Genomic DNA, 26,590 nt, shown 5'->3' on the forward strand with positions numbered 1-26,590 from the left:
TCCCTCGTTTGGTAAAATAGTCCTATGTAAAAAGCGCAGTTTACGAAAAGCATCCTATCGAAAAAGAGGTGTATTCCATTTGCTGTCCCATCTGTCTTATCCCGCGAAAACAGTATTTTATTTCAGCCTGTATATGTTCGTGCTCAGCCTGACTTTGCTGATCGTGCCGGGCCTATTGGCTCCGCTGCTCGGATATACGGCCGAAAGCGAAATATGGATTCGCGTTATCGGCATGTTCCTGCTGTTCCTTGCGTTCGATTACTGCGCCTCCGCTCTGGCGGGAATGTACCGCTTCTTTTACCTCACCGTATATACGCGGGCCTCGATCATCGTCTTTATGACGACCTTCGTCCTGCTCGGCATGCTGAAGCCGATTTTCATCGCTCTGAGCTTGATTGACCTGGGCGGAGCCGTCTGGACCTTTACGGCGCTGCGAGCCGCCAAACGGCGCCACAACAAGCATCCTGTCCATTCCGTATAAAACGCCTGCCGGCGGAGAAGCCCGCTCTTCGGGAGGTACTCCCTCGATGGCCGGGGCCAGCTCCCGTTCTCTCGCTCCACCGCCCCTTTCTCCTCCTGCAATTTGGACGTCCGGCACCGGCATCTCCGCAGAACCTCGGAAAATAACGCCGGCGTCCGAACATTGTAGCAGTACACAGCTTCGTTCCGCCCGTACGGGCAAGCGGCAGCACAATGCACAATGAGGGGTCCTTTATGTCCAATACATCTTTATTATCTCTGCTTCGCAAACGATGGCGCCGTAAGAAGACACAGTCCGCGGCCCGGGCCGCAGCCGGAACAGCGGCGGAAGGCAGCCCGTCCTCCGGCGCTTCGAGCAGTTCAGCCGCGGGGAAAAGAACTCGCCGAGGCCGGCTGCGAATCGTCCTCGCCACGGGTGCAGCGGTGCTAATCGCCAGCCTGGCTACCGCGGGAGCGGCGGCCGTCTGGGTCCGCGGGCTCGACATCGGCAAGCTTGAGCATCCGCTGCCCGAGCCTACGCTGATCATGGACCGCGACGGCCGGCCCGCCTCACAGCTATCCTCCTCCCGGATCGATCCGGTGCCGCTCGAACAAATTCCGGCCGATCTGCGCAATGCAGTCATCGCCGTCGAGGACCGGCGGTTTTACGAGCACGCCGGTATCGACCTGTGGTCGACGGCCCGAGCGCTGCTGCGCGACCTGAAGTCGGGCGAGCTCAAGGAAGGCGGCAGCACCTTGACGCAGCAGCTTGCCAAAAACCTGTTTCTGCAGTCGGATAAAACGTTGAGCCGCAAGCTGAAGGAAGCCGGCTATGCGCTCAAGATCAACGCCACTTACAGCAAGGATGAAATTCTTGAGCTTTATTTGAACAGCGTGTATTTCGGCGAAGGCCGATGGGGCGTCGAAGGGGCGGCCGAAGAATATTTCGCCAAGCCGGCGCAGCAGCTGACGCTGGAGGAATCGGCGCTCATCGCGGCTCTGCCGAAAGCTCCTTCCGTTTATTCGCCGCTGCAGCATATGGATAAAGCGCTGGAACGCCGCAATCTCGTGCTGTCGCTGATGAAGGAACAGCATTTCATCAGCGATGCCGCCTACGATCAGGCCGTTTCCAAGCCGATCGTCCTCAAGCAGCGTAACGAAGAAGAATCGTTAAAGGGCAAATATCCTTCGTACGTCGATTACGTCATTCAGGAAGCCGCCGATTTGTACGGCTTTACCGAGGAGCAGATCTTAACGGCAGGGCTGCGCATCTATACCGAGCTGGACCCGAAGGTGCAGCAGGCTGCGCAGGACGTATACTCCGATGACGCCTTGTTCCCCGAGAGCCAGCCTGACCAGCTCATCCAAAGCGGAACCGTCCTCCTAGATCAAACGACCGGCGGCATCCGCGCTCTCGTCGGCGCTCGCGGGACGCAGGTATACCGCGGCTTCAATCATGCGACCCAGCTGAAGCGCCAGCCCGGCTCGTCGTTCAAGCCGCTTGTCGTATACGGGCCGGCGCTGGAGCGCGGGTACAAGCCGAGCTCGCCGCTGTACGACGGCGAGCTCGACATCGCGGGTTACCGTCCCCGGGATTGGGACGGTCAGACCCGCGGACAGGTCACGCTGCGCGAGGCGATCATGCGCTCCTGGAACATCCCCGCGGTCTGGCTGCTTAACGAGATCGGCATCGACGCCGGCGTCGACTTCGCGCGGCGGTCGGGCATCGAGCTCGGCGCGGCCGACCGCAGCCTGAGCATCGCCCTCGGCGGCCTGTCCGAGGGCGTCTCCCCGCTTGAGATGGCGCAGGCCTTCGGCGCCATCGCCAATCTGGGCGTGCGGCAGCAGGCGCACGCCATCGTGAAGGTAACGACCAAGGAGGGTCTCCCCTTGGTCGAAGCCAAGGCCCAGCCGGCGCAGGTGACGACGCCGGCCGTGGCCTATACCCTGACTTTACTGCTGCAGGACGCAGTAAAGTCAGGGACCGGGCAGGCCGCTAAGCTGGAGCGGCCGATCGCAGGCAAGACCGGCACGACGCAGCTGCCGGGCACCGCGGAGTTCGCGGATATCGGCGCGAACGGCATTAAGGACGCCTGGTTCGTCGGCTACACGCCCGAACTGACGGCGGCGGTCTGGATCGGCTACGACCAGACCGACAAGAACCATTATTTGACGACAGGCGGAGCCGCGCCTGCCGGGCTGTTCAAGGAAATCATGAGCCGGGCGCTGCAAGGCGCACCGTCCGCGCCATTCACCGTACCTCCCGATTATGAGCCCGAACCGGAGCTTGAACCTCAGTCTGAGCCGAAGTCCGGTCCGCAGCCCAATGTCCGCTCGTCCTGGGAGCAAACGCTTCGGGAGAAGCTGGGCTTGGGGAAACGGGAAGCTAAGGATACGCCTGGAAATTCCCGCGGATCGTCCAAAGGAAAAAACAAGCCGAAGGAGCATTGACGCCTTCCGCAGCCATACGAGAACAGCCCTGTCCGCCGCCCAATCGGGCGTTATGGACAGGGCCGTTCTATTTATACCGCCTGCACGCAGTTTTATTTACCAGTATTTGGATTTCCAGTCCAGGCGGGCCGCCCGTCAATCATCGCGCGCCCCGTACTTCCCCTTGCCATAATCGTTCGCTTTCTCTTTATTCTTATCGTAACCTTTAACCTTGCCTCCAGGGGTCGTCCCAGGCGGATTTGAATCTGCGGGCTTTTTTTCGGGCCATTTGACGTCAACCTTCCAATCGGCCGGCACGCTCTTTAACCGGAATTCCGAAGCGATCTTTTGCTTTAACGCTTGTTCAAACGATTTCGGCTCCATCGGAAGCCCCTGCATAAGCGTACGGATAAAAGAGTCCGCTTCGTTTCCGTCCAGATGAATGACGGAGCGATCGTCCGTCTTCAAATACAGCTCGCTTTTTCCCTTGGAGGAAGCTCCCTGCTTACCCGGCTCCTGCTTCACCTTCAGTTCGAAGCCGCGGCTCTTCCAATCGAAGCTCAGCTTCTCCCAGCCGCCCGCATTCGCGGAAACCGGCGGAGATGCCGACGCTCCGGCCCCGGAAGCCGCGTCTCCTCTCGGCTGCTGACCGGAGTCAACCGGGCTGCCGGCAATCCCCGCTGCCGGCGCCTCGTCCGCCCGGAACGATCCTTGCGGCAGCTCCGGACCGATCAGCTTCTGATCGCCGGTCGCCGAATCCATCGGCGCTTTCTGAGCCGATGGGGCCGATAGCGACGCTTCTTCTCTTTCCCGTGCAGGCGCCCCGGAGGCTTCGGGCGCTTCGGACGCAGCCGATGAGGCTTGTCCCGTGCTTGCGGCTTTTATATACGCGACCTGATGCTTGCTGTTCAGGATAACATCCAGCGTATCGCCGCTTTGCAAGTCGCCTGTACCCGACTTTTGATTATCGCGGTATACCCACACGGTTGACGAAACCGGATAAACCTCCTGCTGGCCGCCAACGGTCATAACGATCTTCTTCCCGTCGTCATCCATCCGCACGAACTGCCCCGCGGCTTCCTGAGAAATTTCCGCCGACGCTTGGTCGTCTCCATAGCCGAAAACGCCATAGGAAACCAGCCCGATACATATGCAGCCGATGATGATCCATGCGATTGTTCTCATAGTCCCCTCCTGCACTCTTTGTCTTTCTGTAGGTTACTATAAGCTTCGCAACCGGACGGCCGTTTTGGGTCCTTGAGATATCCGAATTCAACCGCGCTGGATGTCAGCCGGCGATACTTCCGTTCCGGGTTCATCCGCAGCATGCCTTGCAACCGACGGCTTATTCAACCGCATCCCATCTTCCGGCAGCCTCCCTGAGCCGGGGATGAAGCTCTTGCGGCGTCTGCCCCGCCGACTTCAGATCGATCCAAAGCCGCAGTTTTTTAATCCACTCCTTGAATGATTCGAAGGAAGCGAGCTTGCTCGCCATTTCCGCCGTAACCCAAACAAAATGAGGAGAAGCGTATTTCTCCGCCAGGTAGCGGAAGGCGGTGTCGGCCGGAGTATATTTTTTGCGCTTGCTTTCGAAACGGTCCAGGACGATATCGACCGGACTTTCCGTCCGCTCTATAAGCAGCTCAAGCTCCTCGGCTCTGCGGTACCACGGGGCCGTATCGCGGTATCCCATCCTTTTTAACGTCTCTTCATGCAGCGGATAAAATACAAGCTTAGTTACTTGTTTGTGCTCGGCCATTCCGATCAGCCTTGCAAGCTGCTCCGCTCCGAATGCTTCGAAGCTGTCGTATACCCATACGGTGCCTCTCGCCTTTTTGCGTACATCTTCCTCCACATAACCGAAAGGAACTTTACCCGTCTGTCGAGCCATATCTCCATCTCCCAGCATCGGTCATTTTTACTCTTAAAACCTGCGTTTGAAAAAAACTTCGCTAAGCAAAAAACGTCTATAGAAAGTTGGCATATCCCTTTGTTCCCGGGGTTTCAAGAAATCGGGGGAGGGCCGAGACTAGAGGACGTTTTCACATGCGCAGTGATCGTTTTCCGCTACACTTTAGTATACCAACAGCGTTTCTAAACATGCCGATGCGGCCACGAAGAATAAATGTGCACCGTCAAGGCAAGTTTAAGAACAGACGCCGCTTCGCATCCTGTAATGCCGTCGGCAGCGGGCGCGGACGACCGAGGCAACCGCTATTGTCAGTTCAATAGAAAAAGGAGTTGTGGCAATCATGTCCGAAAACAAAAAGCATCAAGGCAATTACGAAGGAACCGCTTCGATGAAAGCGGAAAATCAGGATATGGAGTTCGTTAACGATACCGTCGAAGGCGTAAAAACGACCAAAAATTTGAACGGGGCCATTAGAACAAATCCCCCAAAAGTGACGTGATGCTCTGAAGCTTATTCCGATTACTTTCGGGGGAGCCCCCGGATATCCACAGGATATTGCTGCGCATAATTTCCTAAACAACGAAAAAGAAGCCGTAACACACGGCTTCTTGCCGCAGCAATCAGAGAAAGATCGCTGCATCACTGCGCTTATGCAAAAATGACCCCTTCGCCGCGGCCATGAGGTATCCAGTAAAGCGATGCAAAGCGTTATTGCATAAAGAGGGCCTTATCGGCCCTCTTTGTCGTTCCGGTAGGCGCCGATGCTTAGCGTTCGCCGTCGGCGGCATCCGTTCTTCCCTGCGGCATTTCGGACCGCCCGGCATCGCGCAGCTGCCGCCAAGCGGCAAGCTTCTCTTCGAACCGAACCGTATGAGCCGGGCTGGAGGAAGGCAGTACCGCGCAGCGAATCCGATCGCCGAGCCCCTGTTCCTTGAGGCGAGGAGCTACCTGTTTGTGAAACAGCTCGCCTGCCGCCTTTCCGTTAAAGAACACCCTGTCGATCGCCGGGTACGCCCGGAAAAATGAGGGAAAATCATTTGCTTCCGGTCTGCGGATATCGGTATCCAGACTGCCTTTCCGTTCGCAAGCCTCCAGCACGTCCCACAAGGCAATGCCGTGGGACAGAGCGAAGCTCAACCGCTGGCCGTAGCTGTCATCCGGCTCCGGATACTCCGAGCCATTCAAGCCGTCCCCGGCTTCGAACACCGCATAGAGCAGCCGCCAGAAATGGTTGCGGGGATGGCCGTAATATTGCTGCTTGGCAAGCGATGCCGCTCCGGGCATCGAGCCGAGCACCAGCGTCCTGCACGCAACGCCCGCTACAGGCGGCAGTCCTTGCAATTTCTCTCGCTCCGTACTCAACGTAACTCCCCCTCACCTCTTCCGTTGTTGCGGCGGAGGGTTCGCAGTCGCCCGTATCCGCCATTAAACGGATGTCATCCAAGCGACAACGATAACCCCCGCAAGCGGTCTATCCTCGAACCGTCCCGTCCTTCCCGGTTTGATCTCTTGCTTTACAAGCCGACTCAGCAGCACTTCGCAAATCAGTTGAAGCTGAGTCCCGTAATCGGCCCGAGACCGATCAACGCGGCGAGGGTCCAGCCGTTCGCCGGGCCGAAGGAATGCGCCCGAACGGGCACCGGTCAAACCTTGAACCTGCCCACCGTTTCCTGTAATTGCCGTCCCGCCTCGCCAAGCTTGTCCGATTGCTCCCGGGTCGCCTCCGATTCCCGCAGCTGCTGCTGCGAAGCGGCCGCCACCTTCCGGGAGTGATCGGATGCCGATCCGGCAATCCGTGCCATCTCTTCGATGCCGGCGGTCACTTCCTCCGTGCTTGCCGTCATCTGCTCCGCCGCAGCCGACGCTTCCTCCATCTGCTCGGAAATACGGTGAATCCTTTCGCTCATCTGGCCCAAGACATCGCGTACATGTCCTACCTGGCGAACGCTAAGATCGGCTTCGCGCCCGCCTAGCTCCATCGCTTCGACTGCCTCCTTCATCGAAGCCTGCAGTCCGTCGACCCGCTCATGAATGCTCGTGGCGGAAGCCTCCGATTGATCCGCCAGCTTCCGTACTTCGCTTGCCACTACGGCGAAGCCTTTGCCGTGCTCCCCGGCTCTTGCCGCTTCAATCGCGGCATTCAGTGCAAGCAGCCCCGTTTGCGCGGCGATGCCGGAAATGACATGCGCCATATCCCCGACCGTCTGCATGCCCTCATCGAGCTTGCGGATCGCCTCTCCGACCTTGCGGGCGGCCTCGCTCATCGTCCCCATCTGGTGCATAGCGTGCTGCGCGGCGCCGCTCCCTTGCTCGGCTTCTTGCACAAGCTGCTGCGTCGCCTCCGATACGCGCGCCGAGGCTTCGGCGATACGCTGAATTCCCGCAGCCATTTCCTCCATCGCCTTGGCGCTGTCCTCCGCTCCGATAGCCTGACTCTCGGCTCCCGCAGCCATCTCTCCCACTGTCCGGGATATGTCGGAGGCCATTGCAGTCGACTGGGAGGCGCTCTCGGTCAGCATCCCGGAGATACCGCCGATTCGGTCGGACATGTCCCGTACGGTACCGATCATCGTATGCAAATGAACGATGAACCGGTTCACCTCGGCGGCCAGCATAGCCATCTCGTCATTTCCTTTCACCGGAATGCGGTATGTCAAGTCGGCTTCATGCGAGTTCAAATTCGCAGCCGCCTTGAGCACGGATTGCAGCCTGCGGGCAACGATGAACCGCGACAATAGGAACAGCAGAACTAGAATGGCGGCGTACAGGGCTGCGAACGCCCCGCCCATTAGCGTACGCTGCTTCGCAACCAAAGCGTCGGAGCCCTCTTTGGATAAAGCGACCCTAACTCCGCCCCAATGCTTGCCGTCGATCACAAGCGGATAGGAGATATTCCACGTTTCGACCACTTTTCCGCCCATATTGCGGGGATACTTTTGCAGCAGAGCTTTGGACGTATCCTGGCTTGCCGCCGAATTGTAGCCGGTTTCGTCATTGAATACCCGATTGGCGCGATACTGCTGGCTCAGCAGTCCGGAGGCGCCCCATTCGTCCTTGGAGTTCTCTCCCTGCAGGCTGTATTTGCTGTTATGGGTAGCTATGTAGCCGGCAAAATCCGGATTGCTCGAATTCATCGCCGGGACGGCGAACAGCACATTATCGTCGGTCAGAAAGCTGTCGATGACCGCCTGCCAGCGATCGTCGGTATAATCGTCGAAAGCGCTTATATATTTGAGCTCATATTGGGAAAGCGGGATGGACCGGCCATCATACAGCTTCTGCGTCTCTTCCCCATAGCCGCCGCTCTTGGAGCGCTTCTTGGCCTCCTCCTCGCTTTCCGGTACAACCTGCAGCCGATCGTCGAACAAACGCTGCTTCAGTTCCTCTCCGGACAGCCGGGTCCCGTTTTTCATCACGATTCCGTTGCGGATATCGTCCTCGGTAATGCTTTGCAGCGTTTTGGACAGTGCAATGGCCAGGCTGCTTCCTTTATCCAACAGCTGAGCCTCTGCATCCCTGCTAATTTCGTGCCATTCCACAGCATAAATGCCGCTCATGAGCAATAATAAAATAACGCCGGTATACATCATAAATTTTCCCGTTAAAGATGAGAACCAGTTCATCGTAAGAGCCCCCCGTTTCCTGACAAAACATACCACCCATTATACAATGTTTTTAGGAAAATAGGCCTAGTATCAACTGGACAAATATGACATTTCATGTAACAATTCGACAATTCGCTCCGGCGTTTCTTTTGAGCTCCAACCGATTACAGCCACTTTGAAACTAAAGCGCTTAGCAGCATCAGAACGATAATGATGGCCAGCACGACGAAGAAGGCCTTGAAATATCCGGCCCAAAAGGAAGGCTCCCTGCCCGCGGCGCCGTCTCGCTCGATCCACTCCCGCAGCCACAATACCGCCGCAGTGCCAAGGGAACAACCGGCTGCATACCGCAGCAGCTTGAGAATATAATCCCTCATCGGCAAATCCCGGCTCGCAATCACGTTCCCCGCCTGACGGACCGTCTCTTTGTCGGAGCAAAACAGCAGCGCCAGCAACAAGCCGATAACAAAGCCGTACAGGCCTCCTTTAACCAGCTTCTTCTCCATTTCCGGCTCCCTCCTTGTTTACAAAGGTCTATGTGAAAGACGCCGACTGCGCCTGCAAAAACGTTCTCCGCTCGCAGCTGCAGCCGTGCTTCCGGGATGGTTAACCTCTTCCGGCCGCCGAAGCCGGGGCATATGCTTCCAGCAGCGGCTGAAGCTCTTTATGCAGCGCCCGCTCCAAATACGGATCGGCATGCAGAAACCTGCGAAACTCTACGTAGCTGCCGACAAGGGCGGCAAGCTCTGCGGGGGCGGGGCGTTTACCTTTAACGGCGCGGATCAGCACATTTTTGGGCGTATGCTCCATATCGATAAATTCCAGCAGCTGCGTCTTGTAACCCATAATATCGAGCAGCTTGGAGCGGAGCGCATCGGTCGCCAGCGCCGAGAAGCGCTCCTTCAGGATGCCGTGCGCAAGCAGCGGTCCGAGCACTTCGCTTTCGACCTGACGGAACAGCTCGTGCTGACAGCACGGCACCGACAAAATCACGTCCGCCCGCCAGCGGATTGCCTTCTCTAAAGCGGCGTCCGTAGCCGTATCGCAGGCGTGGAGCGTCACGACCATGTCTACGCGTTCCAAGCCTTCATATTGCGCGATATCGCCGACGAGAAACCGCAGCCGGTCGTAGCCGAACTTCTCCGCCAGCCCGGCGCAATGCGAGATGACGTCTTCTTTCAGATCCAGTCCGATGACCCGAATGTCCAATCCTTGAACTACCTGCAAATAGTAATACAAGGCGAAGGTCAAATAAGATTTTCCGCACCCGAAATCGACAATATGAAGCGTTCTGTCCTTGGCTAAATGAGGAACGACATCGGCGATCATTTCAACGAACCGGTTGATCTGACGAAACTTATCGTATTTTTTGGCCAGCACTTTGCCCTCGGCATTCATAATGCCCAGTTCGACCAAGAAAGGAACAGGCTTCCCTTCTTCCAGCACATAATTTTTTTTGCGGTTATGGTCCAGCTGCACCGCCGCTTTCTTCGTCGGAGGCTTCTTCAGAATGCCGGCCTTTCCTTTCTTGCTGATCAGCACCTGATAGTCCGCTTCCGCCGCTTGAAGCAGCGCCTGCCGGAATGTCTCCCCCAGCAAAGCTTCCATCTTCTCCGCGGCTTCCTCCGGTCTTACATTATCGTGGAGCACCTTCTTGCCGACAAAGGAGCTGAATTGATAGAACAATCCCCCCTTTAGTTCCACCGGCTTCACGGTTACTTTGGCGCACCCGTCTTGCTCGCGTTTCCTTGGCTGGCTGAACGTGCCCTGAATAAGGGCGCGGCTCTCGGCAAGCTCTTGCAATAATGAAGCTATCGATTCCATGATGATTCATTCTCCGTTCTTCTGTTCTTATCCCGTCTTCCTTATTATACCTAAACGCCCCTTGGGAAAGCGAGCCGCGGCATTTCCGCGGAACAATTAAAAAACGCCCGCCAAAAGCGAGCGCCGTCATATTGTCGATTATGAACCCAAAAACGATTTCAGCATCCAGGTATGCTTCTCCAAACTCGATTTGATCCCGAGAAGCATATCGGAAGTCGATTCATCCCCGGACTGCTCCGCAGCTTCCATACCCTCCTGCAGCTCTTTATTGATCGTATTGAAATCCTCGATTAAATGCCGGACCATCTCCTCGGCCTTCTCCCGGCCGGCGGCTTCCTTGATGGAAGCTTCCTGCACCATTTGCTGCATCGTAGCGACCGGGCTACCGCCCAACGTAAGCAGCCTTTCGGCGATTGCGTCCAGATGCAGCGTAGCCTCGTCATACAGCTCTTCGAATTTGACATGCAGCGTAAAAAATTGCTGTCCCTTCACATACCAGTGATAGTTATGCAGCTTAATATAGAGCACGCCGAAATTGGCCACCTGCTTATTTAACACCTTTTCAACCGACACCGTAGTTGCTGTCGCCATAATTGTTCACGCTCCTGTCTGTAATAATTGATCTTAAGCCCATTTATTTGTCGCCGCGGTCGATATGCAGTCTGGATTTGGTATTGCCGCTCGTATCTTTATACATTTCCTGTTCCTGGCTTTCGAGAGGAAAGCTTGTCAGCTCCCACTCGGTTTGGCCCATGACCGGATCGAAAGGAAATTCGTCGCCGCGCTTCAGCGTTTCTTCCCGTCCCCATTCGTTTTCGTAAATTCCGTCCGTTTCAACCTCTTCGCCGGATACCGGCTTCATGCTTTTATCATCAGCCATAGTTGACAATACCCTCCTTAAGTTGTCGAACTCGGACGTTATTATGCCCTTATTGCCGGTGAAGTATGTTGGAGGTTCAGTGAAGAACAACGGGAGAAAAACAAATTTTAAGCATACTTTAAGGCTGCGCGAGGCGCTGTTCTGATAAAATGAAGACAACACTACGTCATGTAGTGAGTAAAAGCCTCAATAGAACTACATAATGTAGTGTAAAAAGTTCAAAAAAAGCGAGTGTGATGCTCCGTTCGTTGAAATTTTGCCGAGATCTGTTTAGATGTATGAAAAAAGAAAGGAAGAACCGCATGGATTATATCGTGAAAAATTTGCATTTTATTTTGATTCATATTCCGCTCTCAATGCTCATTTTCAGCTTCATCTTCGATCTGCTCGCTTGGACCTTGAACAAACGCGAATGGCACACGGCGGCGGCGCTCTGCCTGTTTGCAGGCACGCTAGGGGCCGTGGCATCCGTGCTGACCGGCCCTTCCATGCCGAATCCGGCCGTCCAAAAGCATGCCTTGTACGGCCAGCTGTCGATGGCGCTGTTTATCGTTCTGTCGCTCGTACGTCTGTGGTTCATATGGAAAAAGAAAACGGCAGGAATCCCGCTTATTTGGCAGCCGCATTGGTGGGCGTTTTACTCATTACCTACACGGGGCATTTGGGCGGGCAGATGGTGCATAAGGAGAAAGGCCCCGGCATGCAGCGGCCTAACGGGCTGCCTGCATCGCAGAGCGGAACGCCTCCCGAAGGCGGCGGCAGAACGCAGCCTTAAGCCCCCGCCTGCCGCCAGGGGCTCATCCGAAAGGCAAAGCCTTCGCCTATGTCCGGTATGAAGCGCACAGAGCGGCATCTGGGCTTTCCGGCAACGGAACCGGCAAAAAAAAGACCCGGAAAGCCGGATGACTCCGGTGATCCAGGTCTAATGCTTATCGTGATTTGCGGCGCAAGCCGGTTTATCTCGTTTCCGTTTCTTCCGGGCTCTCCATAGGCGCCAGGCTTTGCAGCGCCGCCCGGTCTTCCGCCAAATCGGCGCGCGCTTCCTCGACCGCCTGCCGGTTTTGGCTTAAGCCCGCCTGATCCACTGCGCGCTCCCCGCGCTCGACTGCGGTCTCCGCCTGCTCGATCAGCTGCGCGCTCGGATGGCTCTGAGCCTGCTTGACGGCATGATGCGCCGTATGAACGGAGTTCTGTGCCTGCGAGATCGGATTTTGCGATTGCAAGCTGGAATCATGTCGTGCCATATAAGAAACGCCTCCCTTGATATAAACTTCATTCCCTGCTTACTATGGAACAAAGGGAGGCCTTTTATGCCACCTGATTTGTTATAAAGCGGCGGTTCGATCCTCCGTCTCAAACCGGCTCGTCTCATAGCCGAGCAGCTGCGGGTAGGCATGAAACCGCCAAATTTCATTGATTCGCTTCGGAAGCGGCGGGTGGGTGGATAACCATTCGTACCACGCGACGAAAAAACCTCGCTCATTGCGGCTTTGTTCGACATATTCGCCGATATTGACGCGCGCAAACAGCTGCTTGCCGACGGCAAGCACCGTAAGAGCACGAACGGCCGCCGCGGCGTTGCCGGTGTAAGCCGTCGCGATCCGGTCGCAAGTATATTCGCAGCAGCGCGAGTAGGCGTTGCCGAGAAACGGAATCCACAGCGCCGGCCAAATCCATACGTGCTTACGGATATGGTTGCGCTGAATATGCGCCAGCTCATGCGCGACCACAAAGCTCAGCTCCTCGTCGCTCCCCTGCTCGACCAGTTCGAAAATATCGGAGTATAGAACGACGAAATTCCGTCCCATGAACCGGGTAGCGAAAGCGTTCAGAATGCCCCCCGACTGGACGATGAACACATCGGGCACCTTTGCGATCTCCATATGGACGCACAGCTCCTGCACTTTATCGTAAACGACCGGAAATTGCTGTGCGGACAGCTTCACCCCCGAGCTGCGGATACCCGCTACGGCAAGCCCGTGAAAAATAACGGAAATCACGACTCCCAGAATAATATAAAAAATACCGATCACCGAAAAAATCAAGCTTACATAGATCAGCGAGCTGATCACCACACAAATCATAAATAAAGCCGTCTCATTTTCATGCACCAAACGGTGGTTCATGATCAATCAATCACGCCTCCTGTCAAAATAAATCAAGCTGCTTCGGGGCAAAGCCTTCAGGCTGCATGCCGAGCATCTCCATCAACTGCTTGGCGTTCGCCGCAGCATCCCCGCCCGAGTTGTTATTGAATATGACGCACAGCTCCTTCGTCTGCTCCTGCAGGTGCAATAAACGCCGTTTCCACTCCGAAAGCTCCTCGCTGTTATACCGGTACAAATACCGCACTTCCCTCCAGTTAGGCGCTCCTCCCTGATTCCAGCCTTGCTGATTGCGGCCGTGCATGCGAACAATAGTCAGCTCGCGGCTTGTCGGATGCGGCACGATCGGCACCGATCCCTCTCCCGCCTGCGGCTCGTCGCAGATGCTGTGAATCCAGCCTTCCTTCATCATAAAGTTCAGCGTCCGCTCCCTCATATCGGCGGTAAACCAGCTCTGATGCCGGAACTCCAGCGCAAGCGGGATCGATCCCATGCGTTCCCTCGCCTCGCGCAGCAAATCGACATGGATTCGCGTGCAGTCGAACCAGGGCGGGTACTGGAATAACACCGCTTTGAGCTTGCCCGCGGCCTGCACCGGGCGAATCGATTCGCAGAACGAGCGGAACATCGCTTCCTCGGAATCGAACGGATTTTTTCCCCGAAGATGGCCGGTCATGCCTTGATACGCCTTGACGATGAAACTGAAGCCGTCCGGCGTTTCTTGAACCCATCTCTCGTACGTGGTCTCCGCCTGCACCGCATAAAAGGAGCTGTCCACCTCGACGATAGGAAAATGCCTGCCGTATACTTTCAATTTGTCCCGTGCCGGGGTCCCTTGCATATACAGGTCGTCGTGATCCCCCCAGCCGGCGAGCCCGATCTGTATCATAGAAGTCACCTCTTGTTTCGGCTTGCTCGTCCGAATTTCATTGTATAATGGAAACCATTCCCTTTTCAATCATAAAATCGGAGACAACAGCCGCGCCACCGATTCGGCGGCCCGCTTCAGCGCCGGCCGATTATCGTAATGCTCCAGCGTCAGCAGCTGGCAGTGAAGGATATCGCGTTCGAAAATATGCTCGAGCCGCGAAGCGACGTCCGCATCGAATAAAAATGCATTGATCTCGAAATTCAGTTCAAGGCTCCGGCGGTCCATATTGGCCGTCCCTACGGACGCGGCCTGCCCGTCCACCACCATCGTTTTGGCATGCAAAAAACCGTTATCGTATAAATAACAGTTCGCCCCCGCGCGCAGCAGCTCCCCCAGATAAGCGAAGGAGGCCCATTGCACGAAGCGGTGATCGCTCTTCCTAGGAATCATGATCCGTACGTCGATGCCGGATAGCGCAGCAATCTTCAGCGCATTCAGCAAGCTGTCGTCGGGGATAAAATAAGGCGTCTGAATGTAAATGCGCCTCTGGGCTTCAAATATAAATTTGATAAACCCGTTCTTGATTTGCTGCCTGGCCGAATGAGGGCCGCTCGCTACGATTTGCACGGCGGTCTTGGCATTCCCTTGAGTTTCCGGAAACATCCCCTTCTCCACCATCGAGTCCTGATTCGAGGCGATGCCCCAATCGAGCAGAAACTGGATTTGCAAACGGTGAACGGCGTCCCCCTGCAGCTTCAGATGCGTGTCCCGCCAGTAGCCGATGCTGCGGTCTAAACCCAAGTACTCATTCCCGATGTTAAAACCGCCGATAAATCCGCTCCTCCCGTCGATGACAGCGATCTTCCGGTGGTTGCGATAATTCAGCCGAAAGTTCAAATAAGGAATTTTGGCCGGAAAGAAGGGAAACACTTCTCCGCCCGCAGCCCGCAGCTCATCGAACATGCTCCGCTTCACTCCGAGCGATCCGATATCGTCGTACAGCAGCTTGACCTGCACGCCTTCCTTCGCCTTGGCCGTCAGCGCCGCCACCAGTCTGCCGCCCGTTTCGTCGCTGCCGATCTTGTAATACAGCAGATGAATATGCAGCCGCGCGCCGGCAATCTCCTGAATAAGCGCCTCGAATTTCTCGACGCCGTCGGTATACAGCGTCACCTCATTGTTCTGCGTCAGCGGAGAAAACCCGTTCATTAAATTCATGTAGATCAGCCTTCGGTGATCTCGAACGGCCGGATCGTTATAGGCAAACGTATTGCGCTGCAAGCTCTGCGCCTGCTCCCGCATCTCCTCGCGAACCGTCTGCTCTATTCGCGGACGTATGCGGTATACCTTCTGTCTGGCTAAATTTTGCCCGAGGAAAATATACAACAAAAAACCGGCGACCGGCAGCAAAAGCAGCACCATCAGCCAAGCCCATGTAACTCCCACATTGCGCCGTTCCAAAAAAATGATCGCCGCCGCGAACAGCAAATTAATTAGCGGCAGCCAATCGTTCAGCGCCTTCCATAGGCCCGCCGTCCATACATGCATCGTGTTCACCCCGGGTTGCTTTTGTTATCATGCAGCCACCTCTTCTTCATATACTCTTGTTCACTGATGTACCCGCTGCCGCGAACGTCATGCCCGGCCGGCACAGGCTCCGCAGATTTCCAATCCTAATCGTACTATACCCTAATGCCGCCTTCGCGAACAACGGATGTTTATAATCTAGCAGATTCGGTAAATCTAGTTACTAGAATCGATTCAAGTAAGGAGGATAACCGATCATGCCCATTAAACCGAATCTAACTCTGCTTGTGCTTGTGTTGCTCGCCATAAACCTGACTGTAACCTCTTATGTCTATGCGTATCATGTCTCCGACGACGGCGACGATCTGCTGGAGATTACGTCCTATCATCTATCGCTGGACAGCGATGACCCGGCGCCGGAGGAAGAGGCTGTTCCCGAACCTCTTGTCTACCAGATTAATAGCGGTGATACGCTGTACCAAATTGCCCGCGATTTCAATGTGAGCGTCGCCTCGCTCATGGCCGAGAATGATATCGTCGATGCCCGCCTGCTTACCGTCGGGCAGCAGCTGAGAATCCCCGACTCCGAGGCGACGCTGCCGCTCCCGGACGGACAGCAGAAGGTCATCAAGCAGGTGCTGAGCTCCACGCTCACCGCGTATACGGCGGGTATCGAATCGACAGGCAAGACCCCTTCCAGCACCGGCTACGGCATTACCTACAGCGGCAGCAAAGCGGAGGAAGGACGGACGATCGCCGTAGACCCGAAGGTCATACCGATAGGCTCTACCGTTTTTATTGACGGCGTCGGCATCCGCACCGCGGAAGATACCGGATCGGCCGTACGCGGAGCTCGAATCGACGTATTCATGGACGATGTGACGCAGGCTCGGCAATTCGGCGTCAAGAAAAACGTCAAGGTGTATGTGTTGTCCTAAAGTATAAGCAAACCTCGGGATTTCCCCCAAAAAATTCATAGATTCAAAGACGGGACCATTATATTTCAGCGCATTTTTGTGTATTATATTAAGATAAACTATTACGTAAGAAAGGTTGATTCTGTTGGAGAACCCGTCTGCATCATCCAATTTCATCAAAAACATCGTCATGGAAGACTTAAAATCCGGCAAAGTCGACCAGATTGTCACCCGTTTCCCCCCGGAACCGAACGGTTATTTGCATATCGGGCACGCCAAATCGATCTGTCTGAATTTTGAGCTGGCCGATGAATTCAAGGGCAGAACCAACCTGCGCTTCGACGATACCAACCCGTTGAAGGAAGATACCGAATACGTCAAGTCGATCAAAGAAGATGTCGCTTGGCTTGGTTTCGAATGGGACGGATTGTTTTTCGCTTCGGATTATTTCGAAGAAATGTACAGCCGTGCCGTGCTGCTGATCAACAAGGGGCTTGCCTTCGTCGACGACTTGTCCGCGGACGAAATCCGTCTGACCCGCGGCACCTTGACCCAGCCGGGGCAAAACAGCCCTCACCGCGATCGCTCCATTGAAGAGAACCTCGATTTGTTCGCAAGAATGCGGGCCGGGGAATTCAAGGACGGCGAAAAGGTGCTGCGCGCCAAAATCGATATGAGCTCGCCGAACATTAACCTGCGCGACCCGGTCATCTATCGTATTTCGCATACGACCCATCACAACACCGGCGATAAATGGTGCATTTATCCGATGTATGCTTTCGCTCATCCGCTGGAGGATGCGATCGAAGGCGTTACCCACTCGATCTGTACGCTGGAGTTCGAAGACCAGCGTCCGTTCTACGATTGGGTCGTGGAACAATGCGAGATGGAGCATAGACCGAGACAGTACGAATTTGCGCGCCTGAACATTACGAATACCGTCATGAGCAAGCGGTTCTTGAAGCAGCTCGTCGACGAGAAGATCGTCGACGCCTGGGACGATCCGCGGATGCCGACGATCAGCGGCCTGCGCCGCAAAGGCTATACGCCGGAAGCGATCCGCAGCTTCGTGCGGGAAACCGGCGTCGCCAAAAGCTACAGCGTCGCCGATGAGCGGATGCTGGAGCATTTTATCCGCGAGGATCTGAAGCTGAAGGCTCCCCGGACGATGGCGGTATTGCGCCCGCTGAAGGTCGTTATCACGAATTATCCGGAAGATCAAGTGGAGATGCTGGACGCCGAGATCAATCCGGAAAACGAGGAAATGGGCATGCGGCAAATTCCGTTCTCCCGGGAGATTTATATCGAGCAGGACGACTTCATGGAAAATCCGCCGAGCAAGTATCACCGGCTGTTCCCCGGTAATGAAGTCCGCTTGAAGCACGCTTATTTCATTAAATGCAATGATTTCATCAAGGATGCGGAAGGCAATATTGTTGAAATCCGCTGCACGTACGATCCCGAAACGAAGAGCGGCAGCGGCTTTACCGGCCGCAAGGTAAAAGGAACGATCCATTGGGTCGACGCCAAACATGCGCTTCCCGCCGAGTTCCGCCTGTTCGAGCCTTTAATTTTGGATGAGGAAAAAGGCGACAGCGACAACTTCATGGAGCACATTAATCCGAACTCGCTGGAGGTCGTTCAAGGCTTCGTCGAGCCGAATATGAAGGACGCGAAAGCGCAGGATAAGTTCCAAATCTTCCGCCATGGCTACTTCAATGTCGATTCCCGCTTAAGCAAGCCGGGGCATCTCGTATATAATCGCATCGTATCGTTGAAAAGCTCGTTTGCGCTCTAATCGCATCGGGTTATGCAGCAGATCCGGACGCCGTTACAGGCGCGGGTCTGCTTTTTTCAATTTGAACGATTTTACTTTAATTATAAAACCGTTATGGTAATATAAATGAACAATACTGAACCCCAGCTCTGTGCAGCGCCGATGAAATTGGCAGCGCATTCATCATATCTTAATATGAACGATCGGGAAGGTGATTCGCATGGAATTCGATTATTTGCTTAGAGTGCTTCTGGCCGGAATATGCGGGGCGCTGATCGGGTACGAACGGAAAAACCGGATGAAAGAAGCCGGAGTCCGCACCCATTTTGTCGTGGCGGTCGGCGCTTCCCTGATGATGGTGATCTCCAAATACGGCTTTCAAGACCAGACCGGCTGGCATAATTTGACGCTGGACCCGTCCCGGGTAGCGGCTCAAGTCGTCAGCGGCGTCGGATTTCTCGGCGCCGGGATGATCTTCATGCAGAAGCAGACGGTCAAGGGGCTAACTACGGCTGCAGGCGTCTGGGCGACGGCGGGCATGGGGATGGCGGTCGGAGCCGGGCTGTACTGGGTCGGAGGCGGCGTCACCTTGATCATTCTGGCCGCCCAGAAGCTGCTGCACAGCCGCTTTCATTGGCTGGCCGCGCCCAAGACGGAGCATTTGACACTGCGCGTAGCTAACGAACCCGGATGCATCGAACGGGTACGGCAGCTGCTGCAAGACAGGAACGTGTCGATACTCAGCTTTCACGCCGAAACGGAGGAGAAGGATGCGGACGAGATCGTCCTGGACATGACGGTCCAGCTCCCCACCTCGACCGGCGCAGGGCCGCTGCTTTCGCTGATTCAGGACTCCTCGTCCATCAAAGCGGTAGAGATTCAGTAGGTGCGGCAAAAAGCCCGGCTCGCGGAGATCCCCTCCGGATGCCGGGCCTTTTTGCGCTTTATTCCCTCTGGTTTTTCATAGACCGCAGAGCTTCGCGGAACTGCTGATCGGTGGGGATTTTCCCGGGCGGCGTCTCCGCCGACTCATCCTGACGCTCCTGCTCCCCTGTGCCGCCGAAGTTGCGCAGCGCCTGCCGGTAATCGCTATCGCTATGCGCCTTGGCGGAAACCGCCGGAGCGGCGGGCGGCTGCGCCGGTTTCGGACGCTCCGCCGCAGCTTCTCTTACGACGGGGGCTGCTGCGGCCGGCCGCGAAGCAGCGGCTTCCGCCGGCACCGCAGCGTGGGCAGGCTCGGCCGGAGGCGCCGGTTCCTCCTGCGCAGGCCGGGCCGCACTCTCCTGCTCCATCGCCCGAACGGGCGGCTCGCCGGACCGCTCCGTCGCCTGCTCCCGCTTCTTCCGTGCGGCATCCACCCGCAAATTATACACGATTAAAAAGGCTAAGCCGACTACTGCTATCGCGCCAAAAATAATATATAGCATATGCAAAGCACCCGATTCGTTGTTATTTTGGATTCATTTTGAAGGCGATCTCGGCGACTCTTTTCCCCAGCGCCCGACCCAAAGCCAAATCGTTTGCCTTAGGCAAATTCGGCGGATCATTGGGCGAAGCCTCGACAGGACAAGTGACGCCGACCCCGTAATAGGAGCCGTACAGCGCATTTTCCGGAACATTGCCGGGCAGTCCGACAATAATCATCCCTTGATGGAGCATCGGCGTGATCAGATTCAGCATCGTCGCTTCGATGCCGCCATGAACCGTAGCCGTCGTGCAAAATACGGCGCCGATCTTGTTCATCAGCTTGCCCTGCGCCCATAAATAACCCAATTGGTCGATCCAGGTTTTCATCCCGGAGCTGATCGTACCGAAATGGCCCGGGCAGCCCCATATAATCGCATCCATATGGACCAAATCGTTCGGATTGGCCTGATTGACGTGCTGCAGATGCACCTCGGCGTACGGATGACTCGTCGCTCCCTCATAAATGGAGCTGGCGAGTGCTTCCGTATGGCCGTTCTCACTATCGTAAACCACTATGATTTTCATGGTATGTCCTCCCTGTCCTAGTGCTTCCTCATCAATTTTCCCCATGAAGCGACAAAGTATGAGAGTTCTCGCAAATTAACGAATTAGAAATTGCTGCATAAACGGCCAGCCGATCGGGGAAAATGTCTACAGAAAATCGGATGTTTGGAGGATGAAAAAAACATGAGCAGAGTAATACTGATCAATATTTTGGTTTTGATCCTTATATTGGGCGGTGCCGGCGCAGCAATTTACTACTATAACCGCTCAATTAACTATGTCACTACGGACAATGCGAAATTCGACGGCCAGCCCGTTACCGTAGCCGCCATAGCTTCAGGCCAGCTCGTCGAATGGACGGGCCAAGTCGGCAAAGCTTACCGTTCCGGAGACCGCCTCGGCAGCATACAAACCGCCGGAGGCGCATCCAAGGTCGATTTGACGCTGCCTATCGATGCAACGATTGTACAGCAATCGGTCGTGCCAAACTCGTTCGTGTCGACCGGCTCCACGCTGGCGCGCGGATTCGATATGGGCCATCTGTGGGTAACGGCCAATATCGAAGAGACCAAGATCAATAACGTCAAGATCGGTCAGTCGGTAGACATCTACGCCGATGCCTTCCCGGGAACGACGCTGACGGGCCGGGTGGATAAAATCGGCTTGGCGACGGCAAGCACGTTTTCGCTGCTGCCGAGCTCCAATACGAACGCAAACTATACCAAGGTCACTCAAGTTATTCCTATTACGATAACGCTTGACGGCTACAACGGTCTGGCCATCGTACCCGGGATGAACGTATCCGTACGAATTCATATTTAGCAGGGGGTTTGAATGGAGAATATATCGATCGGCCGCACGCTGACGGTGCTTATGGCCGGGGCGTTCGTGGCCATATTGAATCAAACGCTCATCAATGTAGCCATTCCCCATATGATGAACGATTTCAACGTCTCTGCCACGACCATTCAATGGCTGTCCACCGCTTATATGCTTGTGAACGGGGTACTGATTCCGATTACGGCGTATTTGATCGAGACGTACGGTACCCGCTCGCTGTTTCTGTTCGCGATGGTTGCCTTTACAGTAGGCGCCTTGATCTGCGCTATCTCCCCTAACTTCTCGATCATTTTGCTCGGGAGAATTATACAGGCGATCGGAGCCGGTGTGCTTATGCCGATGATCACCAACGTGTTCCTGGCCGTATTCCCTCCGGAAAAACGGGGGGCGGCGATGGGAACGATGGGGATCGTCATGATCTTCGCTCCGGCTATCGGTCCTACGCTGGCCGGATGGGTCGTGCAGAACTATACTTGGCGTATTCTGTTCTACGCCATGATTCCGCTCGGCATCCTGGACATCTTGCTGGCGGCCAAATGGCTTAAAAACGTCACGAAGCTCACCTATCCGCCCCTTGACCTGTCGGGAGCGATCTTCTCGACGATCGGCTTCGGCGCTCTGCTCTACGGCTTCAGCGAGGCCGGAAGCAAAGGCTGGACCGACGTTCTAGTCGTGTGCAGCTTCATTATCGGCGTCATCTTCCTGCTCCTGTTTATTTGGCGGGAGCTGACGACGGCCCAGCCGCTGCTCAATCTGAGCGTCTTCAAATACGATGTGTTCACGATGAGCACCATCATCGGGGCGGCGGTCAATATGGCGATGCTCGGGGCGATGATTTTGCTGCCGATCTATTTGCAAAATATCCGCGGCTTTACGCCGCTCCAGTCCGGTCTGCTGCTGCTTCCGGGCGCGCTGGTCATGGGGGTCATGTCCCCAATCTCAGGCGCGCTGTTCGATCGTATCGGCGCCCGCCCGCTCGCGATTGCGGGGCTCATTATTACCGCCGTTACAACGCTGGAATTCAGCAAGCTGACCGGCGATTCAAGCTATAACCATATCATGCTGCTGTACACGATTCGCATGTTCGGCATGTCGCTGCTGATGATGACCGTACAAACCGCCGGCTTGAATCAGCTCCCGCGGCATCTGGGAAGCCACGGCACGGCGATGTCCAATACGACGAGACAAGTAGCGGGCTCCATCGGTACTGCGCTGCTCGTCACCGTGATGTCCAGCCGCACGACGATCCATTTGGCCGATTATTCCAACGAAATCACCGAGACGAATACGACGCTGATGCAAAATATCGGGGAATTCGGCCAGCAGCTGGCGCTCGAATCGGGCCAAGCGGTTCAAGCCGGAGGCACTCTGGCCGTTCAAACGCTGTATTCCTTGGCGGCGACCCATTCTACTATTAACGGCATTAACGACGCGTTCATGGTAGCTACGTTAATCACCGTGATAGGCTTATTTTTCTCCCTGTTTCTGCGTAAGGCCAAGCATGCGAAGATACCGCAGGAATAGCCCGCTTGTCTGTGGCGCCCTCCCAAGCGTATTCGGCTGCAGGGGCCGCAGGCCTTTTCCGGCTTTGCAAAATCCATTGCGATTCGCTAAGATGAAAAGAAGCCGCAGCGGCCGGTACGGGGCTGTCACGCTCCTAAGCCGGATTCCGGCGGCATAACGGCATTATTTTCAAAAAACGGGGATGAAACGATGGAAGTCGGAACGGCGATTCGGGCGATTCGCAAAAAAAGAGGCGTTACGATAGGGCAATTATGCGAAGCTACCGGACTGTCCCAAGGGTTTATGAGTCTGGTGGAGAACAATAAAACCTCGCCCTCTCTGGCGACTCTGGAGTCGATCGCGGATTACTTGAAGGTTCCCCTTGCCTTTCTGCTGCTCAAACAGGAGGAACGAATGAAGGTCGTCCGCAAAGGAGAACGGACTTTCAGCCTGTTCAAGGATAAGCTGAAGGTAGAGCATCTCGGCGACGAAGGAGGCCTGCGCCTTATGCTGATCGAGATTCCGCCCGGGCCTCCCGCAAACGAGGAGACCCACGTGCACGAAGGCGTCGAAATTCATATGGTATTGAAAGGAACAGTGATCGTCTCCCAAGGGGAAGACGAATTTACGTTAGAAGAAGGAGATACCTTCTCCTGGCAGGCTTGCGTGCCCCATAAAGTCGTCAATGCGGGAGATGAACCGGCGGCCATTCTGATCGCCAGCTACAATGAAAGCAGAATTAAATAGCCCTCGATAGGAACAAAAATAAGCCGCAGCGCCCAACCTAAGGGCTCTGCGGCTTCAGTCGTCAGCTTTGCTCAAGCCGCCTCCTGTACTCGGTAGGGGTCAGCGTCAGCTTCTTGCGGAATACTTGCGTGAAATGCCTCATATCCTGATAGCCGACCCGCTCCGCAATGTCGGCGATTTTCAGGTAAGGGTCCTGCAGCAGCTCCTTCGCCCGTTCCATCCGCAGCTGAATAATATGTTCCTTAAACCCCTGGCCGGTCTTCAGCTTGAACAGCTGGCTGAAATAAACCGGATTCAAATAGACGACGGACGCGACCTTCTCCAACGACAGATCTTCCTCGTAGTGCGTCCGAATGTATTGCAGCGCCACATCGATGGCGCTCTCGTTGCCTCGGTCGTAAGTGACCGGGGACGAGCCGCCCGTCTGCTTCAGCTTCTTCACTTCGTCCGGTATGCCTGCGAAGTGGCTGAGCAATCCGCTGCCAGCGAGCTGAAACGGCACCTTCAAGTATTGGTGCAGATGGCTGCGCAGCTCTGCGGCGAACGTCTCAAACCCGGCCCCCTCCTGCAGCGTCACGAGCCCCAGCAGACTATGGGTATCCAGACTGACGACGAAGCCGCAGCCTTTGCGCTCGATCAGCTCGGAGAGCACATTGTCCACGATAAAATGCTCCAGATGCGTCCTGCCTTCGCTCTCCAGCCGCACCATGATCAAGTAATACTGCGGATGCTCGCGGGTCAGGGCGGACATATCGAAGCGGCCGATATCCAATCCCGACGCCCACCGCTGAAAGACGGCTTCGCGCAAATATTTCAAATTCGACTTCAGCAGCTGCGCTTCCTGGGTGAGCCGGCTGTCCCGCTGCAGCTCGCCGTCCAGCGCCGCAATCAGTCCGATCAGCTTCTCCTTGCCGATCGGCTTGATCAGATAATCGCGTGCTCCGAGCCGCATCGCTTCCTGGGCATAGGCGAACTCCGAATAGGCGGAGATGACGATCCACTTCACGTGGGCATGGCGGCGTCCGGCCAGCCTCATCAGCTCCAGCCCCGTCATCCCGGGCATCAAAATATCGGTGAACACGATATCGACATGCTCGCTGCGCAGCACCTCGATCGCCTCCTCGGGCGATGCCGCCAAAAACACACGGAAGGCCGGATATCCGGCCAAGATGGCCCGTTTGACCCCTTCGCGTATAATTTTCTCATCATCCACCACCAGGATGTTCATGCAGCGGCCCCCTCTCCTGCTCTTGACGTACGTTCAGCGGAATGGTAACTACGACGGTCGTGCCTTGCCCCTGTCCCCGGCTCTCCCCGTGGGCCCGGCCTGCGCTGCGACGGCTGCGGATATCCAGGCCGTACGGCTCGCCGAACATCAGCACGAGGCGGCGATGCACGTTCTGCAGGCCTATGCCTCGCCGCGGCTTTGCAGCCGCGGAGGCATGGGCGGGCGCGGCGCGGTCTTCCGCAGCCGCGGCGCTCTCCTCCAGGGCTCGCTCGCCGCCGCCCTGCGCCAAGCTGTCGCTTAGCGTGCGCTTAAGCCGCCGCAGCGTCGGCTCATCCATGCCCGGCCCGTTGTCTTCGACAAACAGCCGGAGCATGGCATCGTCCGCTTCGCCGTACACGCGAAGCCGCCCCGCCTCATGCATCGGCTCCAGGCCGTGCTTGACGGCGTTCTCGATCAGCGGCTGCAGCGTCATCTTGGGCAGCCGCATCGCCAGCCACCGCTCGTCGACCGCAATCTCCGTGCGGAGCCGCCCTTCCAGCCTCGTCTCGATAATCGTCAAATAATGGCGGATTTGCTCCAGCTCTTCGCCGAGCGAGACGACGGAATCCCCTTCCCAATGGCTGCTGTAGCGGAACATATGGGATAAGGAGAGGACGACCCGGCCGAGCCGGTCGTTCTCCTGCTCATCCAGCATCCAATAGATCATATCGAGCGTATTGTACAGAAAATGCGGATTCACCTGGGATTGCAGCGCTAGCAGCTGAGCGTTCTTCTCACTCTCCGACACCGCACGGATGCGGCCGATCAGCTCCCCCATCCTTGCGACCATCTGATTGAACGAGGCGACCAGAATATTGATCTCTTCATAAGAATTAACGCTGACGACTCCATGGAAATTGCCTCGCTCCACCTGTTTCATTTGATGAATAAGCCGCTTGAGCGGAGCCGCGAACGATTTGGACACCAGCGTCGCCATCACCGTCGAAACCGCCACCAGAATCGAGCCGACCAACAGCAAATAATGCTTCATCTGATCCATCTCCACGTTCATATCCTGCGAAGGCGTCAGGCTGACGAACTGCCAGTCGGCCAGCGCCGGGCGCGAAGCGACGACCAGCAGTCCGGCCGTCTCGCGGACGACCACCTCGTGCTCCTGCATCAGCGGCGGCCGGCCGCCAAGCTGCTTCAGCAGCTTCGAATCGCCCGGGGACGAGCCGGCCGAGCCCATGACCTCGCCCACCTTGGACAGCATGTATACTTCGCTGTGCGCCCCGAGGCTGAGATTGGACAAGGCGGATACGACCGGTTTCGGGTTCATCTCGATGAGCAGAACGCCTATAGGCTGGTGGGTATGAAAATCGTAGAGCCGTCTGCCGAACGAAAACACGGGCTGGGTCTCCTTCTGATCGATTAACGAATGCTCGTGAACCCCGAACCAGACAAGCTCCCCCGTCGATCGTTCTGCGGCCCGGTACCAGGACGACTCGGCATATTTCGGATCGATGACGCTCATCATGCTGCCGTAGCTGTACAGAGCGCCCCCATTCGAGATGACATGAATCCCGATCAGATCTTCCCTGGAATAGAAGATGCTGCCCAATATGTTGACGATCGTCCGCTCGTTAATCGCTTTCAAAGCAGAATCTTTATTATTCTCATCGGCCATCAGCCGCTGCATATCCAGATTGCCGGCAATCGATTTGGCGAGCGAATTGTAGCCCTGAAGCAGCAGGTCGAACAGCTCGACCGTCTGATAGACGTTTTTTTGCGCAATATCGCTGAATTTCTGATGAAATTGATCCGTCCACCGCTTATAATACAGGCCGCTGACGACCAGCAGCAGGCTGAGCATACAGATCAGAAACAGAAAAAACAGCCGGTTATGAATCGAATGCAACCCTCGCCGCACGGCCGACGCCCCTCTCCTACCGTCTGATTTAACTATACAACAATAATCCGCTTTTAAGCACCAACGGAAATGTTGGGAGAATGGG

General features: G+C 55.9%; 26 protein-coding genes. 10 read left to right on the forward strand and 16 right to left on the reverse strand.

Annotation, left to right across the window (positions count from 1 at the left end; genetic code table 11):
* Positions 1-79: 79 nt before the first annotated feature.
* Both N0M98_RS05175 and N0M98_RS05180 read left to right on the forward strand, forming a co-directional pair.
* Positions 80-481 (forward strand): hypothetical protein, encoded by a 402-nt coding sequence (locus tag N0M98_RS05175; protein WP_249860537.1) that lies wholly within the window; start codon positions 80-82, stop codon positions 479-481.
* Positions 482-714: 233 nt separating this feature from the next.
* Positions 715-2,910: a transglycosylase domain-containing protein gene (locus N0M98_RS05180; RefSeq protein WP_259617126.1), complete on the forward strand. Its 2,196-nt coding sequence runs from the start codon at positions 715-717 to the stop codon at positions 2,908-2,910.
* Positions 2,911-3,045: 135 nt separating this feature from the next.
* On the opposite strand, the gene N0M98_RS05185 is transcribed toward N0M98_RS05180, so the two are convergent.
* Both N0M98_RS05185 and N0M98_RS05190 read right to left on the reverse strand, forming a co-directional pair.
* Complete coding sequence (locus N0M98_RS05185; protein WP_259617127.1) at positions 3,046-4,074, reverse strand: hypothetical protein; 1,029 nt, start codon at positions 4,072-4,074, stop codon at positions 3,046-3,048.
* 160 nt (positions 4,075-4,234) lie between these two features.
* The gene (locus N0M98_RS05190) at positions 4,235-4,780 is read right to left on the reverse strand and encodes a hypothetical protein (protein WP_249860534.1); all 546 of its coding nucleotides are present in this window, start codon (positions 4,778-4,780) and stop codon (positions 4,235-4,237) included.
* Between the two features lie 361 nt (positions 4,781-5,141).
* Between N0M98_RS05190 and N0M98_RS05195 the strand changes: the two genes are divergently transcribed.
* On the forward strand, positions 5,142-5,300 hold the full coding sequence (locus N0M98_RS05195; protein ID WP_249860533.1) for a hypothetical protein: 159 nt from the start codon (positions 5,142-5,144) through the stop codon (positions 5,298-5,300).
* A 266-nt stretch (positions 5,301-5,566) separates the two neighbouring features.
* Here N0M98_RS05195 and N0M98_RS05200 read toward each other — a convergent pair whose 3' ends face one another.
* From N0M98_RS05200 to N0M98_RS05225, 6 genes are all read right to left on the reverse strand, one after another.
* Positions 5,567-6,163, reverse strand: coding sequence for a DNA-deoxyinosine glycosylase (locus N0M98_RS05200; protein ID WP_259617128.1), 597 nt, complete (start codon positions 6,161-6,163; stop codon positions 5,567-5,569).
* A gap of 281 nt (positions 6,164-6,444) precedes the next feature.
* Positions 6,445-8,424 (reverse strand): methyl-accepting chemotaxis protein, encoded by a 1,980-nt coding sequence (locus N0M98_RS05205; RefSeq protein WP_259617129.1) that lies wholly within the window; start codon positions 8,422-8,424, stop codon positions 6,445-6,447.
* A 146-nt stretch (positions 8,425-8,570) separates the two neighbouring features.
* A complete protein-coding gene (locus N0M98_RS05210; protein ID WP_249860530.1) occupies positions 8,571-8,912 on the reverse strand; it encodes a hypothetical protein in 342 nt (113 codons plus the stop codon).
* A gap of 100 nt (positions 8,913-9,012) precedes the next feature.
* Positions 9,013-10,230 carry a class I SAM-dependent methyltransferase gene (locus N0M98_RS05215; protein ID WP_259617130.1) on the reverse strand — a complete coding sequence of 406 codons (1,218 nt, stop codon included), beginning with the start codon at positions 10,228-10,230 and terminating at the stop codon, positions 9,013-9,015.
* Positions 10,231-10,368: 138 nt separating this feature from the next.
* Positions 10,369-10,821 carry a Dps family protein gene (locus tag N0M98_RS05220; protein ID WP_259617131.1) on the reverse strand — a complete coding sequence of 151 codons (453 nt, stop codon included), beginning with the start codon at positions 10,819-10,821 and terminating at the stop codon, positions 10,369-10,371.
* Between the two features lie 43 nt (positions 10,822-10,864).
* Positions 10,865-11,110, reverse strand: a complete 246-nt coding sequence (locus tag N0M98_RS05225) for a hypothetical protein (protein WP_259617132.1) — start codon at positions 11,108-11,110, stop codon at positions 10,865-10,867.
* 302 nt (positions 11,111-11,412) lie between these two features.
* Here N0M98_RS05225 and N0M98_RS05230 point away from each other — a divergent pair, with 302 nt between their 5' ends.
* Complete coding sequence (locus N0M98_RS05230) at positions 11,413-11,946, forward strand: DUF2231 domain-containing protein (RefSeq protein ID WP_259617133.1); 534 nt, start codon at positions 11,413-11,415, stop codon at positions 11,944-11,946.
* 120 nt (positions 11,947-12,066) lie between these two features.
* Here N0M98_RS05230 and N0M98_RS05235 read toward each other — a convergent pair whose 3' ends face one another.
* From N0M98_RS05235 to cls, 4 genes are all read right to left on the reverse strand, one after another.
* Positions 12,067-12,354: a hypothetical protein gene (locus N0M98_RS05235; RefSeq protein WP_249860524.1), complete on the reverse strand. Its 288-nt coding sequence runs from the start codon at positions 12,352-12,354 to the stop codon at positions 12,067-12,069.
* Positions 12,355-12,435: 81 nt separating this feature from the next.
* Positions 12,436-13,236 carry a M48 family metallopeptidase gene (locus N0M98_RS05240; protein WP_259617257.1) on the reverse strand — a complete coding sequence of 267 codons (801 nt, stop codon included), beginning with the start codon at positions 13,234-13,236 and terminating at the stop codon, positions 12,436-12,438.
* 22 nt (positions 13,237-13,258) lie between these two features.
* Positions 13,259-14,104: a DUF72 domain-containing protein gene (locus N0M98_RS05245; protein WP_259617134.1), complete on the reverse strand. Its 846-nt coding sequence runs from the start codon at positions 14,102-14,104 to the stop codon at positions 13,259-13,261.
* A gap of 69 nt (positions 14,105-14,173) precedes the next feature.
* Positions 14,174-15,634, reverse strand: a complete 1,461-nt coding sequence (gene cls, locus N0M98_RS05250) for a cardiolipin synthase (protein WP_249866381.1) — start codon at positions 15,632-15,634, stop codon at positions 14,174-14,176.
* Positions 15,635-15,870: 236 nt separating this feature from the next.
* On the opposite strand from cls, the gene N0M98_RS05255 reads away from it, so the two are divergent.
* From N0M98_RS05255 to N0M98_RS05265, 3 genes are all read left to right on the forward strand, one after another.
* Positions 15,871-16,551: a 3D domain-containing protein gene (locus tag N0M98_RS05255; RefSeq protein WP_249860522.1), complete on the forward strand. Its 681-nt coding sequence runs from the start codon at positions 15,871-15,873 to the stop codon at positions 16,549-16,551.
* Positions 16,552-16,675: 124 nt separating this feature from the next.
* Entirely contained in the window at positions 16,676-18,328 is a 1,653-nt protein-coding gene (locus tag N0M98_RS05260; protein WP_259617135.1) for a glutamine--tRNA ligase/YqeY domain fusion protein, read from the forward strand.
* Positions 18,329-18,527: 199 nt separating this feature from the next.
* A complete protein-coding gene (locus tag N0M98_RS05265; RefSeq protein WP_259617136.1) occupies positions 18,528-19,193 on the forward strand; it encodes an MgtC/SapB family protein in 666 nt (221 codons plus the stop codon).
* 58 nt (positions 19,194-19,251) lie between these two features.
* On the opposite strand, the gene N0M98_RS05270 is transcribed toward N0M98_RS05265, so the two are convergent.
* Entirely contained in the window at positions 19,252-19,734 is a 483-nt protein-coding gene (locus tag N0M98_RS05270; protein WP_249860521.1) for a hypothetical protein, read from the reverse strand.
* Positions 19,735-19,756: 22 nt separating this feature from the next.
* Positions 19,757-20,344, reverse strand: coding sequence for an NAD(P)H-dependent oxidoreductase (locus tag N0M98_RS05275; RefSeq protein WP_259617137.1), 588 nt, complete (start codon positions 20,342-20,344; stop codon positions 19,757-19,759).
* Between the two features lie 117 nt (positions 20,345-20,461).
* Here N0M98_RS05275 and N0M98_RS05280 point away from each other — a divergent pair, with 117 nt between their 5' ends.
* From N0M98_RS05280 to N0M98_RS05290, 3 genes are all read left to right on the forward strand, one after another.
* The gene (locus tag N0M98_RS05280) at positions 20,462-21,100 is read left to right on the forward strand and encodes an HlyD family secretion protein (protein ID WP_249860519.1); all 639 of its coding nucleotides are present in this window, start codon (positions 20,462-20,464) and stop codon (positions 21,098-21,100) included.
* 12 nt (positions 21,101-21,112) lie between these two features.
* A complete protein-coding gene (locus N0M98_RS05285) occupies positions 21,113-22,642 on the forward strand; it encodes a DHA2 family efflux MFS transporter permease subunit (RefSeq protein WP_259617138.1) in 1,530 nt (509 codons plus the stop codon).
* Positions 22,643-22,831: 189 nt separating this feature from the next.
* Positions 22,832-23,368: a helix-turn-helix domain-containing protein gene (locus N0M98_RS05290; RefSeq protein WP_259617139.1), complete on the forward strand. Its 537-nt coding sequence runs from the start codon at positions 22,832-22,834 to the stop codon at positions 23,366-23,368.
* A 61-nt stretch (positions 23,369-23,429) separates the two neighbouring features.
* Here the strand turns inward: N0M98_RS05290 and N0M98_RS05295 are convergent, their stop codons facing one another.
* Both N0M98_RS05295 and N0M98_RS05300 read right to left on the reverse strand, forming a co-directional pair.
* On the reverse strand, positions 23,430-24,596 hold the full coding sequence (locus N0M98_RS05295; protein WP_249860516.1) for a response regulator: 1,167 nt from the start codon (positions 24,594-24,596) through the stop codon (positions 23,430-23,432).
* Positions 24,574-26,505: a cache domain-containing sensor histidine kinase gene (locus N0M98_RS05300; RefSeq protein ID WP_259617140.1), complete on the reverse strand. Its 1,932-nt coding sequence runs from the start codon at positions 26,503-26,505 to the stop codon at positions 24,574-24,576. The genes N0M98_RS05295 and N0M98_RS05300 overlap by 23 nt, the downstream gene beginning before the upstream one ends.
* Positions 26,506-26,590: the final 85 nt, after the last annotated feature.

The sequence above is a fragment of the Paenibacillus doosanensis genome (assembly GCF_025060755.1).
Taxonomy (GTDB): Bacteria; Bacillota; Bacilli; order Paenibacillales; family NBRC-103111; genus Paenibacillus_S; species Paenibacillus_S doosanensis.